This is a genomic window from Pseudomonas sp. MOIL14HWK12:I1, assembly GCF_000510705.1.
Classification (GTDB): domain Bacteria; phylum Pseudomonadota; class Gammaproteobacteria; order Pseudomonadales; family Pseudomonadaceae; genus Chryseomonas; species Chryseomonas oryzihabitans.
Map to the genome: position 1 here is coordinate 178,890 of NZ_KI783307.1, position 14,137 is coordinate 193,026.

At 59.8% G+C, this 14,137-nt stretch carries 8 protein-coding genes; 7 read left to right on the top strand and 1 reads right to left on the bottom strand.

Features of this window, described 5'->3' with window-relative positions; genetic code table 11:
- Positions 1 to 152: 152 nt before the first annotated feature.
- Positions 153 to 2,279, bottom strand: coding sequence for a TonB-dependent siderophore receptor (locus PSEK12I1_RS0110790; RefSeq protein ID WP_027601520.1), 2,127 nt, complete (start codon positions 2,277 to 2,279; stop codon positions 153 to 155).
- Positions 2,280 to 2,444: 165 nt separating this feature from the next.
- Here PSEK12I1_RS0110790 and guaB point away from each other — a divergent pair, with 165 nt between their 5' ends.
- From guaB to PSEK12I1_RS0110835, 7 genes are all read left to right on the top strand, one after another.
- On the top strand, positions 2,445 to 3,914 hold the full coding sequence (guaB, locus tag PSEK12I1_RS0110795; RefSeq protein ID WP_027601521.1) for an IMP dehydrogenase: 1,470 nt from the start codon (positions 2,445 to 2,447) through the stop codon (positions 3,912 to 3,914).
- Between the two features lie 83 nt (positions 3,915 to 3,997).
- Positions 3,998 to 5,575 (top strand): glutamine-hydrolyzing GMP synthase, encoded by a 1,578-nt coding sequence (gene guaA / locus PSEK12I1_RS0110800; protein ID WP_027601522.1) that lies wholly within the window; start codon positions 3,998 to 4,000, stop codon positions 5,573 to 5,575.
- 327 nt (positions 5,576 to 5,902) lie between these two features.
- Positions 5,903 to 8,269: an EcoAI/FtnUII family type I restriction enzme subunit R gene (hsdR, locus tag PSEK12I1_RS0110805; RefSeq protein WP_027601523.1), complete on the top strand. Its 2,367-nt coding sequence runs from the start codon at positions 5,903 to 5,905 to the stop codon at positions 8,267 to 8,269.
- 219 nt (positions 8,270 to 8,488) lie between these two features.
- Positions 8,489 to 9,955, top strand: a complete 1,467-nt coding sequence (locus PSEK12I1_RS0110810) for a class I SAM-dependent DNA methyltransferase (RefSeq protein ID WP_027601524.1) — start codon at positions 8,489 to 8,491, stop codon at positions 9,953 to 9,955.
- Positions 9,956 to 9,972: 17 nt separating this feature from the next.
- The gene (gene rhuM, locus PSEK12I1_RS0110815) at positions 9,973 to 10,935 is read left to right on the top strand and encodes a RhuM family protein (RefSeq protein WP_027601525.1); all 963 of its coding nucleotides are present in this window, start codon (positions 9,973 to 9,975) and stop codon (positions 10,933 to 10,935) included.
- Positions 10,932 to 12,605 carry a restriction endonuclease subunit S gene (locus PSEK12I1_RS24950; RefSeq protein ID WP_081737476.1) on the top strand — a complete coding sequence of 558 codons (1,674 nt, stop codon included), beginning with the start codon at positions 10,932 to 10,934 and terminating at the stop codon, positions 12,603 to 12,605. Before rhuM ends, PSEK12I1_RS24950 begins: the two co-directional genes overlap by 4 nt.
- Positions 12,606 to 12,762: 157 nt before the next feature.
- Positions 12,763 to 13,878 (top strand): endonuclease NucS domain-containing protein, encoded by a 1,116-nt coding sequence (locus PSEK12I1_RS0110835; protein ID WP_027601527.1) that lies wholly within the window; start codon positions 12,763 to 12,765, stop codon positions 13,876 to 13,878.
- Positions 13,879 to 14,137 lie beyond the last annotated feature (259 nt).

Consider the following 14,137-nt stretch of genomic DNA (forward strand, 5'->3'; position numbering starts at 1 on the left):
GGGCTGGACAGTGCCTGCCTTTCCACGCTCCGTCAGTGAACCATGCCTCATTCGTTGGCGCTGAAGGACGGTGCCGGAAGAGGGGATCGCACCTTTCAGCCCTCGGCCGGTTTTCGCACGCTGAGGGCTAAGAGGTACGCGTATCCTTTAGATCAAAAGCTCACGCTGGCACTCAACCGCGCCGTCCGCGGCTCACCTACTGCCACCTGCAGCGGGCTGTTGGCGCTCGATGGGTAGTACTGCTTGTCGAACAGGTTGTCGACGTTGAGCTGCAGGCGGGTCTGGTAGCCGGTCACCGGAAGGTCCCAGCGCAGGAAGGCGTCGGCCACGGTGTAGCTGCTCATGTAGAAGCTGTTGGCCGCATCGCCGGCCCGCTCGCCGACGTAGCGCGCGCCACCGCCCAGACGCCAGTTGCCCAGGTTCGAAGGCACTTGCAGGTGATGGGTCAGGTACAGGCTTCCCATGTGCTCAGGTGCCTGGGTCAGGCGATTACCCTCATTGATGGGATCATCCAGCACCTTGGTCTTGTTGTAGGCATAGGTGGCGATCATGTCCCAGCGCTCGGCCAGGCGACCGGTGAGATCCACTTCCACGCCACGCGAGCCGACCTTGCCGGCGGCTTCGCCGATGCTTACGCCATTCACGCTACTGGTGGTGACGACATTCTTCTTCTCGATGTCGTAGAGCGCGACGTTCAGATTCAGCCCCGGCGTCAGGTCGTACTTGGCGCCGACCTCGAAGCTGCGGCCTTCTTCGGGCTCGAAGGTAGTACCACGGTCGTCCACCGTGGTGTTGGGGACGAAGGAGCGGCTGTAGTTACCGTACAGCGACAGGTCCTCGGTCGCCTTGAACACCAGTCCGGCCAGTGGCACCACGGCATGATCGCGCTTGTCCAGGTTGACCACATGGGTGTTGCCCAGGCCCTGAGCGGCGTACTGGTCGAATTGCTGATAGCGCCCGCCGAGCACCAGGATCCAGCGATCGTTCAGGTGCCAGTTGTCCTTGAAGTAGAGGGACGTCGAATCCAGGTCGCTATCCTGATCGCTCTGGGCAGCGCTGAGCAGGCTGGGCGCCGCCAGGTTGCCGTATACCGGCGCGAAGATATTGATGTTGCGGCGCGAGGCCGTGTTGTTGCGGTAGGTCTTGCCGCGGTACTGACTGTTCTCTTCGTGGTCGATGCCCATCAGCAGCTCATGACGCTGGCCAAACAGCTCCTGACTGCCGATGAAATCCCAGCTGGTGTACTGGGTTTCATAGTCGTAGTCGGCGCCATTGGCAGTCCGCAGCAGGTTACCGTTGGCGGCCAGGGAGATCGGCTGGGCGAAGTCCAGGCTGTAGCGATCGTTGTTCCAGGCATAGATCAGCCGGGTCTTCCAGTCGTCGCTGAGCTGATATTCGAAACGGGCACTGGCGGTTTCGGTGATGCCGTCGCCCTTGGCCCACTTCTCGTCCAGTCGCTTGTTGTAGTCGACACTGGCTGGGTGGCCGTTGACGAACACGGTGCCGCGATCCACCGGGCCGCTGTAGTCGTTGTAGGAATAGGCCAGCGTAAGGCTGGCGCGCTCGCCGGTCCAGGACAGCGACGGCGCCACCAGGGTGTGCTGGCTGACGCCATAGTTGCGCCAATAGTCCTCGCTCTGGCGTTCGGTGATCAGCCGGTAGGCCAGGCCGGTATCGCCAATCGGGCCGGTGGTGTCCAGCCCCAGATTACCGCCGCCTTCGCTGTAGGCCGAACCACTCAGCCGGGTGCGTTGTTGATATTGCGGCTGCTTGCTGACCACATTGATCAGGCCGCCGGGCTCCAAGGCGCCATAGAGAAGAGAGGCGGGGCCCTTCAGGACTTCCACGCGCTCGGCGGTGGCATCGAAGTTGTGCGACAGGCTTGAGCGGACGCCATCGCGCAGGATGGAGCCATCGGCGTTGGTGCCGAAGCCGCGCTTGACGAAGCTGTCCTTGGTACCTGCGAGGGTATTGCTCTGGGTCACGCCGCTGATGAACTTCATGGCGTCATCCAGGCTGCGCACCTCGAAATCGCCAATGGTCTCGGGCGTCACCACCTGCACCGACTGCGCCTCTTCCTTGATCGGCACATCGCTCTTGCTCGCGGTCGAGGCCCGGGTCGCGCGATAGCCCTGGTCGGCCTCGGTAGCCGGGGCGGAAATGTCCATGGGGGCGAGGCTGGCGTTTTCCGCGGCCAGCAGGCCCGAACTGGTCGCCAGGGCCAGGGTGCTGAAGGCGAAAGGCGCGAAACGGCGAAGGGCTCTGGGCGGCGTGTTCAAGGGCGTTCTCAAGAGGGGCGGGGAAAGTGGCGGCGATTCTATGTTGATAGTCATTCTCACGTAAATCGAATCCTCTTACCGTTGGTGTCCAGGTCCGTTGCCGCCCATCCCCAAGCGCAGGTATAATGTCGCGCTCCTAAATTTTCCCGCCCGGGAGCGCCCGCCATGCTGCGCATCAGCCAAGAAGCCCTGACGTTCGACGACGTTCTCCTCATCCCCGGCTATTCGGATGTCCTGCCGAAAGACGTCAGTCTCAAGACCCGCCTGACCCGTGGCATCGAGCTGAACATTCCCCTGGTGTCCGCCGCCATGGACACCGTGACCGAGTCCCGTCTGGCCATCGCCATGGCCCAGGAAGGCGGCATCGGCATCATCCACAAGAACATGACCGTCGAGCAGCAGGCCGCGGAAGTCCGCAAGGTCAAGCGCTTCGAGGCCGGCGTGGTGAAGGACCCCATCACCATCGACGCCGACGCCAGCGTGCGCGACCTGTTCGACCTGACCCGCCTGCACAACATCTCCGGTGTTCCTGTGCTGTCCGGTCGTGACCTGGTCGGTATCGTCACCTCCCGCGACGTGCGCTTCGAGACCCGTCTCGACGTGCCGGTGCGCGAAGTCATGACCCCCAAGGATCGCCTGGTCACCGTGCGCGAAGGCGCCGACAAGCAGGAAGTCCGCGAGCTGCTGCACAAGCACCGCATCGAGAAGGTGTTGATCGTCGACGAAGCCTTCGCCCTCAAGGGCATGATGACCGTCAAGGACATCGAAAAGGCCAAGGCCTACCCCAACGCCAGCAAGGACGACGCCGGTAGCCTGCGCGTCGGCGCAGCCGTCGGTACCGGTGCCGAGACCCCCGAGCGCGTGGCCGCCCTGGTCGCCGCCGGCGTCGACGTCATCGTGGTCGACACCGCCCACGGTCACTCCAAGGGCGTGATCGAGCGCGTGCGCTGGGTCAAGGAGACCTATCCGCAGGTCCAGGTCATCGGCGGCAACATCGCCACCGCCGAAGCCGCCAAGGCCCTGGCTGACGCCGGCGCCGACGCGGTCAAGGTCGGTATCGGCCCGGGCTCCATCTGCACCACCCGCATCGTCGCCGGTGTCGGCGTGCCGCAGATCTCCGCCATCGCCAACGTCGCCGCCGCCCTCGAAGGCACCGGCGTCCCGCTGATCGCCGACGGCGGCATCCGCTTCTCCGGTGACCTGTCCAAGGCCATCGTCGCCGGTGGCTACTGCGTGATGATGGGCTCCATGTTCGCCGGTACCGAAGAGGCCCCGGGCGAGGTCGAGCTGTTCCAGGGCCGCTCCTACAAGTCCTATCGCGGCATGGGCTCCCTGGGCGCCATGTCCCAGACCCAGGGCTCCAGCGACCGCTACTTCCAGGATTCCGCCTCCGGCGCCGAGAAGCTGGTCCCCGAAGGCATCGAAGGCCGCGTCCCCTACAAGGGCCCGCTGGCGGCGATCATCCACCAGCTGATGGGTGGCCTGCGTGCCTCCATGGGCTACACCGGTTGCGCCACCGTCGAGCAGATGCGCACCAAGCCGCAGTTCGTGCGCATCACCGGCGCCGGCATGGCCGAATCCCACGTCCACGACGTGCAGATCACCAAGGAAGCGCCCAACTACCGCGTGGGCTGATTTCCAACCTGTTTCTACGTTGCGATTCGGGGCTGTCTAGACAGCCCCGAATCGTCTGAACCTAGCGCTATCGAGACCTGGCCATGTCCCAAGACATCCACGCCCACCGCATCCTCATCCTCGACTTCGGCTCCCAGTACACCCAGCTCATCGCCCGCCGCGTGCGCGAACTGGGAGTCTATTGCGAGCTGCACCCCTTCGACATGGACGACGCCGACATTCGTGCCTTCGCTCCGCGCGGCATCATCCTCGCCGGTGGCCCCGAGTCGGTCCATGAGGCTGGCAGCCCGCGCGCACCCAAGGCGGTGTTCGACCTGGGCGTGCCCCTGTTCGGCATCTGCTACGGCATGCAGACCATGGCCGAGCAGCTCGGCGGCAAGGTCGAAGGCTCCAACATCCGTGAATTCGGCTATGCCAAGGTCGACGTGGTCGGCAAGAGCCGCCTGCTCGAAGGCATCGAAGACCACATCGACGACGACGGCGTGCTCGGCCTGGACGTCTGGATGAGCCATGGCGACAAGGTCGGCAAGCTGCCGGACGGCTTCCACATCGTCGCCAGCACCCCCAGCTGCGCCATCGCCGCCATGGGTGACGACGAGCGCGGCTGGTACGGCGTGCAGTTCCACCCCGAGGTGACCCACACCAAGCAGGGCGGTCGCATCCTCTCGCGCTTCCTGAAGGACATCTGCGGCTGCGAAGCCCTCTGGACCCCGGCCAACATCGTCGAGGACGCCATCGCCCAGGTGCGCGCCCAGGTCGGCAGCGCCAACGTGCTGTTGGGCCTCTCCGGCGGCGTCGACTCCTCGGTGGTCGCGGCCCTGCTGCACAAGGCCATCGGCGACCAGCTGACCTGCGTCTTCGTCGACAACGGCCTGCTGCGCCTGCACGAGGGTGACCAGGTGATGGCCATGTTCGCCGAGAACATGGGCGTCAAGGTGATTCGCTCCAATTCCGAGCAGCGCTTCCTGACCAACCTGGAAGGCGAAGCCGACCCGGAGAAGAAGCGCAAGATCATTGGCCGCACCTTCATCGACGTCTTCGACGCCGAAGCCAGCAAGCTCGACAACATCAAGTTCCTGGCCCAGGGCACCATCTACCCCGACGTCATCGAGTCGGCCGGCGCCAAGACCGGCAAGGCCCATATCATCAAGTCCCACCACAACGTCGGCGGCCTGCCCGAGGAGATGAACCTCAAACTGGTCGAGCCGCTGCGCGAACTGTTCAAGGACGAGGTGCGCAAGATCGGCCTGGAGCTGGGCCTGCCCTACGACATGGTCTACCGCCATCCCTTCCCGGGTCCGGGCCTGGGCGTGCGCATCCTCGGCGAAGTGAAGAAGGAATACGCCGACCTGCTGCGTCGGGCCGACGACATCTTCATCACCGAACTGCGCAAGGCCGACTGGTACCACAAGGTCAGCCAGGCCTTCGTCGTCTTCCAGCCGGTAAAATCCGTCGGCGTGGTCGGCGACGGTCGTCGCTACGCCTGGGTCGTCGCCCTGCGCGCAGTGGAAACCATCGACTTCATGACCGCCCGCTGGGCCCATCTGCCCTACGAGCTGCTGGAAAAGGTCTCCAACCGCATCATCAACGAAATCGACGGTATCTCCCGCGTCACCTACGACGTCTCGAGCAAGCCGCCGGCGACGATTGAGTGGGAGTGATGGCTAGAGCCAGTAAGCCCTGGTTCTAGCTTGTGCGGCAAACAATAAGGCCCGGATCGTATCCGGGCCTTATTGTTTTGAGGTTGTCAGCGCTTTTTAGCACGCTCGCGGCTGGCTAGGTCCAGGAAAGTTGGTCTAGAGCTCGAGGTTCTTCCCGCGAGACTGATAGTCTTTCAATCCTTTACCAGACGGCGATTGGATAGATATTGTGACCAGCATCGCATTAGGTGTGGTGTTGAGTTGTCCGCAGAAAGGATCGCCGCACCTGTTACTTTCGCTGTCCGCTCTGGCAAAGGACGGCCGTTCGATTTCGCGTAAGGCTGAAGCATGGATAAGAAAGCGCTTTCCGAAAGGGATATCTGCAGCAAGTTCATTTCCCCCGCGATTGGCAAGGCCGGCTGGGATCTGCACAGACAGGTGCGAGAGGAAGTCACCTTCACCAAGGGGCGGATAATCGTTCGCGGTAAGCTGCACAGTCGGGGTGAGTCGCGACGGGCCGACTACATCCTCTACCACCAGCCGAACCTGCCCATCGCGGTCATCGAAGCCAAGGACAACAAACACTCCCTCGGCTCTGGCATGCAGCAGGCACTCGGTTACGCCGAGGCGCTGGATGTTCCCTTCGTGTTCTCCAGTAATGGCGATGGTTTTCTTTTCCACGACCGCAGCGGGACCGGAACTCAAGTGGAAACCGAGTTGAGCCTAGACCAGTTTCCTAGCCCTGAAGAGCTTTGGCAGCGCTATTGCCACTGGAAGGGATTGAGCGGCGAGGCTCAACAGAAGATTGCAGCGCCCTATTACGACGATGGCTCTGGGCGGATGCCGCGTTATTACCAAACCAACGCTATCAATCGGACGGTAGAGGCGGTAGCCAGAGGCCAGGATCGCGTCTTGTTGGTGATGGCGACGGGAACGGGCAAGACCTATACGGCCTTCCAAATAATCTGGCGACTCTGGAAGTCGAAGCAGAAGAAACGAATTCTGTTCCTGGCTGACCGCAATATCCTGGTCGATCAGACCAAGAACAACGACTTCAAACCCTTTAGCCAGGCGATGACCAAGATCGCCAAGCGTCAGATCGATACGTCCTACGAGATCTATCTTTCGCTCTACCAGGCGGTGACGGGCTCCGAAGAAGAGCGGAACGTCTATAAGCAGTTTTCCCGCGACTTTTTCGATCTGATCGTGATCGACGAGTGCCACCGTGGCAGCGCAGCCGAAGACTCCGCCTGGCGTGAAATTCTCGAGTATTTTTCGGGGGCTACCCATATCGGCCTAACGGCGACGCCAAAGGAAACCCGAGAGATATCGAGCATCACCTACTTTGGTGATCCGGTGTACAGCTATACCCTGAAACAGGGTATCGAAGACGGCTTCCTTGCGCCCTACAAGGTGGTGCGCATCGACTTCGACAAGGACCTGCAGGGTTGGCGCCCACCTAAGGGGATGCGCGACAAGAATGGCGAGCTAATCGAAGACCGGATCTACAACCTCAAGGATATGGATCGCCAGTTGGTGATCGAGGCGCGTACGCAATTGGTTGCCCAGAGGGTGACCGAGTTTCTCCGGGCAACCGATCCGTACCAGAAGACCATCGTCTTCTGCGACGACATCAATCATGCCGAGCGCATGCGGCAGGCGCTGGTCAATCTCAACAAGGACCACGTATCGCAAAGCCGTAAGTACGTCATGCGAATCACCGGAGATGACAAGGAGGGTAAGGCCGAACTGGATAATTTCATCAATCCAGAACAACGTTATCCGGTTATTGCCACCACCAGCAAATTGATGACTACCGGCGTCGATGCCCAGACCTGCAAACTCGTGGTGCTCGATCAGCACATCAAGTCCATGACCGAGTTCAAGCAGATCATCGGTCGGGGCACGCGCATCAACGAAGAGTATGGTAAGTACTGGTTCACCATCCTGGACTTCAAGAAAGCTACCGAGCTCTTCGCTGATCCCGCATTCGACGGTGAGCCTGTGGTGATCTATGCGCCGGAAGGTGGCGAATCTCCCGTACCACCGGACAATCCATCAGCGGAGGAAGACGGCATCATCGATGGTGACGGCTGGCTACCCGATGAGGAGGAAGAGGGCGAGGGCCAGCAGGGTAGTAGAAGGCGTATCAGGTATGTCATCGACAACCTACCCATCTCCGTCATCGCCGAGCGGGTGCAGTACTACGGGCCGGATGGCAAACTGATCACCGAATCCCTGCGTGACTACACCCGTACCTGCGTGCAGAAGCAGTTCGCGTCGCTGGACGACTTTCTCAAGCGCTGGAGCGCTACGCAGCAGAAGAAAGCCATCATCGACGAGATGGCTGCCCAAGGCGTGATGTGGGAGGCGTTGGCGGAAGAGATCGAAGCCAAGCGCGGGCAGACGCTCGATCCTTTCGACCTGGTCTGCCATATCGCCTTCGATCAGCCACCCTTGACCCGCAAGGAGCGCGCCGAACAGGTGAAGAAGCGCAACTACTTCGCCAAGTATTCGGGTGCTGCACGGCAGGTCCTGGAGGCTCTGCTCGACAAGTATGCAGACACCGGTATCGAGCACATCGAAGACATCAAGATCCTGCAGCTCGATCCTTTCAATCGGATCGGCGCACCTGTGGAGCTGGTCAAGGCCTTCGGTGGCAAGCCGGGCTATCAGCAGGCGATCAAGGAGTTGGAGCAGGAGCTTTACGGCTAAATCCGCCCAAGGGGCTGGTATCCTGTAAGGCATTTACCTGGTCTGGCGGCAGGCTTCCGTTTGCACGGGAGTCGATTGGCCAGCGGGTGGTGCCCAAGTCTGTCGCTAGACCCTGATCTCATCGCTCGGGTGCCCCTAGATCCAGCATTACGCCTAATCCTGGCCGAGCGGTCGCCGCAGCGGTCTGGCGAGGCATTGATATCCGTTCAGGAAATACGCATGTCCATCAGCAGCACCATCAAATCCATCCAGGACATCATGCGCAAGGATGTGGGTGTCGACGGCGACGCCCAGCGCATCGGTCAGCTCGTCTGGATGCTCTTTCTAAAGATTTTCGACGACCGCGAACAGGAGTGGGAACTGCTTGATGACAGCTATCGCTCGCCACTGCCGGCCAGCTGCCGTTGGCGGACCTGGGCGGCCGATCCTGAGGGCATGACGGGTGAAGATCTAAAAGGCTTCATCGACAATAACCTGTTCCCGCAGCTGCAGAATCTTCATGAGTACAGCACCAGCCCGGCCGCTTTCGTGGTGCGTGGCGTCTTCGAGGACGCCTACAACTACATGAAGTCGGGCCACCTCATCCGCCAGGTGATTAACAAGATCCAGGAAGGTGTGGATTTCAACAAGGCGCAGGAACGGCATGCCTTTGGCGACATGTACGAGCAGCTACTGCGGGATCTGCAGAATGCGGGTAACGCCGGCGAGTTCTACACGCCGCGCCCGGTCACCGAGTTCATGGTGCGCATGGTCGATCCCAAGCTCGTGGAAAAGGTCATGGACCCGGCCTGTGGTACGGGTGGTTTTCTTACCTGCACCATCGACCACAAGCGCAAGCGTTACGTGCAGACCGCCGAGGATGAGCGGGTACTGCAAGCCAGCATCTTTGGCGTGGAAAAGAAGCCGCTGCCACATCTGCTCGCCACCACCAACATGATCCTGCATGGCATAGAGGTGCCCAGCCAGATCAAGCATGACAATACCCTGGCACGTCCGCTGATCAGTTGGGGCCCCAGTGAGAGAGTCGATTGCATCGTCGCCAACCCACCCTTCGGCGGTATGGAAGAGGACGGCATAGAAACCAACTTCCCCCAGGCCTTCCGCACCCGTGAGACGGCCGACCTCTTTCTGGTGCTGATCATGCACTTGCTCAAGGACGGCGGCCGTGCCGCCGTGGTATTGCCGGATGGCTTCCTCTTCGGCGAAGGCATCAAGAGCCGCATCAAGGAAAAGCTGCTCACCGAGTGCAACCTGCACACCATCGTTCGCTTGCCCAATGGGGTGTTCAACCCCTACACCGGCATCAAGACCAATCTGCTGTTCTTCACCAAGGGCACCCCTACCAAGGACGTCTGGTTCTACGAGCACCAATACCCGGCTGGCTATAAAAGCTACTCCAAGACCAAGCCTATGCGCATCGAGGAGTTCGCCATCGAGGAGGCCTGGTGGGGCAGTGAAGCCGATAGCTTTGCCGCGCGGGTGGAGAATGAGTTCGCCTGGAAGGTCGGCTTCGATGACCTAAAGGCCCGCAATTGGAACCTGGACTGCAAGAATCCCCATATCGGTGAGCAGATCAGCCACGACCCAGAGCAGCTGTTGCGTGCCTATGCCCAGTTGCAAGGTGAGATCGACGAATTGCGAGACCAGCTCAAGAGCGTATTGGCTGAAGCTTTGGAGCGTCCTTGATAGCCCAAGGAGGGAGCATGACCAGCGAGATTGCCATCTACGAAAGCGCGAGTGGTCAGATCGCCGTTACCGTCGAGCACGACAGCGTCTGGCTACGGCAGGAGCAGTTGGCCGAATTGTTCGGCCGTGACCGCACCGTGATCGGCCGGCATATCCGTAACGTCTTCGCCGAGGGCGAACTGGAACAAGAAAGCAATGTGCAAAATCTGCACATTGCTGGCTCCGATAAGCCAGTGGCCTTTTATAACCTCGACGTGATCATCTCGCTTGGCTATCGGGTGAAGTCCCGTGAAGGCACGCGCTTTCGCCAATGGGCCAATCAGGTCCTCAAGCAACACCTGACACGTGGCTACAGCCTCAACCGCGAACGCTTCGAGGCCAATGCTCAGGAGCTGGAGGCGGCACTGGAATTGGTGCGCAAGACTGCCCGCGCGCCTGAGCTGGATATTGACGGCGGGCGTGGTCTGGTGGAGATCGTCAGCCGCTACACCCAGACCTTTCTCTGGCTGCAGCGCTACGACGAAGGCCTGCTTACCGAGCCCACTGGCAGCCCTGGCGGTGAGCTGCCGGACGCAGCCCAGGCGCGTCGGCAACTGGCCGAACTCAAGGTCCAATTGATGGCCCGTGGGGAGGCCAGCGACCTGTTCGCCCGTGAGCGTGGCGACGGCCTGGCGGCCTTGCTCGGCAATCTTGAGCAAAGCGTCTTCGGTGAGCCGGCCTATCCGAGTCTGGAGAGCAAGGCTGCCCACTTGCTCTATTTCCTCGTCAAGAATCATCCCTTCGCCGATGGCAACAAGCGCAGCGGCGCCTACCTCTTCGTCGACTTCCTGCACCGCAACGGCCGCCTGTTGGATGCTCAAGGTAACCCGGTGATCAACGACACCGGCCTGGCCGCCTTGACCTTGCTGGTCGCCGAGTCCGCCCCCGAACAGAAAGACACCCTGATCCGCCTGATCATGAACATGCTGGTAACCCCATGACCGCTCTACTGACCGAACATCTGCCTCTGCTGGCCGGTAGCCCCAAAGGCATCAAGAAATTGCGTGAATTGATTTTGGAATTGGCGGTGCGGGGCAAGCTGGTGCCGCAAGATCCGAACGATGAGCCGGCGAGTGAGTTGCTCAAGCGGATTGCCGAGGAAAAGGCGCGGTTGGTAGCTGAGGGGAAGATTAGGAGGCAAAAAGAGCTGGCGGATACACCTAAGCCGATAGTTTCATTCCCATTACCGAGAGGATGGGTAGCCACCTCAATTGGTGAAGCAACAATTTGTCGTGATGGAGAACGAGTGCCCGTCTCCCTAGCCGAACGTGAAAGCAGGGAAAAAATATTTGACTACTACGGTGCGTCAGGCGTTATCGATAAGGTTGACGGATATCTATTCGACAAGCCGCTGCTGCTAGTTAGTGAGGATGGGGCAAATCTCGTGAATCGCAACACGCCTATCGCATTTATGGCGCGCGGTCACTATTGGGTGAATAACCACGCTCATGTTCTCGATGGCATAACCGAAGAGTTACTTCTTTACATAGAGCTTTACTTCAACGCTATTGACCTAAAACCATATGTGACCGGAACTGCTCAGCCGAAGATGAACCAGTCAAAGATGAATGGTATTCCGGTAGCGCTTCCACCTCTCGCCGAACAGCGCCGCATCGTCGCCAAAGTCGATGAACTGATGGCCCTGTGCGACCGCCTGGAAACCCGGCAGGCCGATGCCGAAAGCGCTCGCGCGCAACTGGTGCAGGTGCTGCTGAGCAGCCTGACCCAGACCCGCGATGCCGAGGACTTTGCGCAGAGCTGGCAGCGTCTGGCCGAACACTTCCACACTCTGTTCACCACTGAATCCAGCATCGATGTCCTCAAGCAAAGCCTGCTGCAACTGGCGGTGATGGGCAAACTGGTGCCGCAAGATTCCAATGATGAGCCAGCTAGCAGTTTTATAAAGCGTATTCAGGCCGAGAAGCAGCGCTATTTGGCCGAATCAAACTCTCGCAGACAAAAGGATCTCTCTACCGATCTCCGCACAGAACCCCCATTTGAACTTCCTGAGGGTTGGATGTGGCAAGCCATTGATGATGTGCTGCATGTGACAGGTGGCGTTACCCTTGGGCGAAAACTCGGAGGCCGCAAGCTGTTGTCCAAGCCATATCTTCGAGTTGCGAATGTCCAACGTGGGCGGTTGGATTTAGACCAGGTTAAGAAAGTCGAGATTCCAGAAGACGAAGTGGAAAAATATCTGCTTCAGAGTGGCGATCTGCTGATTACCGAAGGTGGCGATTGGGACAAGGTTGGGCGAACAGCTATCTGGCGTGATGAATTACCTGAGTGTCTTCATCAAAATCATGTGTTCCGAGCGCGCGCAGTGCTTTCAGATTGGGAGCCTCGATGGGCTGAAATGTATCTAAATTCGGCCTCAGCAAGAGAGTATTTCGCAGGCTCGTCAAAGCAGACTACAAATCTTGCTTCCATCAACATGACGCAGCTTCGAGCATGTTCATTTCCCTTGCCACCGCTCGCCGAACAACACCGCATTGTCGCCAAAGTCGATCAACTAATGGCACTCTGCGACCAACTCAAAGCCCGCCTCAACGAAGCCCGCCAGGTACAAGAACATTTGGCTGATACCTTGGTCGAGCAAGCCGTAGCCTAGGCTCTGTACGAAAAATGCCTGCGCTCGGTGATGCTTCGTTGAAAAAGGCTTCGGAATGCTCATTTACCACTCGTAAACTCCGCTTCCTCAGCCTTTTTCGCCTCGCTTGACCTTCGCTCGGCGACTTTTCGTACAAAGCCTAAAAAGGAATGCAAGGATGCCTATCCGTACCCAAATCTGGACCGTCGGCGCTCAACCCGCGCCGCTCAAGAACGCGATACTGCCCAGCGAGCAGTTTCTCGAAAACATGATCGTGAGCGCTCCGGCGTTACTATCCGAGGACTGGCTGCTGATCGGCCGCCAGGAAAGCACCGGGCAGGGTGGGCGTATCGACCTCCTGGCCTTGGCGCCGGATGCTTCACTGGTGCTGATCGAACTCAAACGCGACCGTACCCCGCGGGAGGTGGTGGCACAGGCGTTGGATTACGCCGTGTGGGTGGAGCGGCTGCAGGCCAATGAGATCGAGGCCATTTACCAACGCTTCAAGCCCGGCGCCAATCTGGCTGCGGACTTCCAAGCGCACTTCGGTGCTCCTCTGGATGCCGAAGCCTTGAACCAGAATCATCAGATCGTCATCGTCGCCGCCGAGCTGGATGCCAGTAGCGAGCGTATCGTCGGCTACCTGAGCGAGCGCGATATTGCCATCAACGTACTGTGCTTCCAGGTGTTCCAATTGGGTGAGCAGCAACTGATCAGCCGCGCCTGGCTGTTCGATCCCGTCGATGCCCCCCAGGCGAGTAGTGCCACCAAGCCAGGTACGCCCGCCGAGCCATGGAATGGTGAGTTCTACTGTTCCTTCGGGCATGGCCAGAGCCGGTCCTGGTCCGAGGCGCGGCACTACGGTTTCGTCTGTGGTGGTGGCGGTAGCTGGTACAGCAACAGCCTCAAGATGGTCGCGCCTGGAGACCGGTTGTGGGTCAACGTGCCGGGTGCCGGCTACGTTGGGGTTGCCAGAGTGGTAGGTCATGCCACGCCTGCGGCTGATTTCCGCGTGCTGCACAATGGCGAAGAGCGCCCAGCCCTGGAGGTATTGCAGGCTGATTATCATCGCGAGTTGGTGGATGATCCCGAGCGCTGCGAATACTTCGTCTCGGTTGAATGGCTCTATAGCCTGCCGCTTAATGAGGCGGTGAAGGAGATTGGCCTCTTCGGCAATCAGAACACCATTTGCCGTCCCACGACGCCCAAATGGCGCTGGACCGTCGAGCGGCTAAAGGAGCGTTTTAAGTGGGGCGATGCTGAACAAGGCCATAGCGTGGAGCCTTTAGCATAAGTCCTAGGCTTTGTCTGAAAAGAGTCTGCGCCTCGGTGATGCTGCGTTAAAAATCATCTTGGAATGCTCGTTTGCCACTCGGAAACTTCGCTTCCTCACTGATTTTTGTCTTGCCTCCCTTTGGCTTGGCGACTTTTAAAACACGCCATAAGCCCTGTATTCATCAGGTTAACCTGAATTCCTCTGAGGTTTTTCGATGGAGTACCGGGACGACCTGTTCAGGCCTGAGTGGGGCAAGATGTTGCAGGATTGCAGTCGA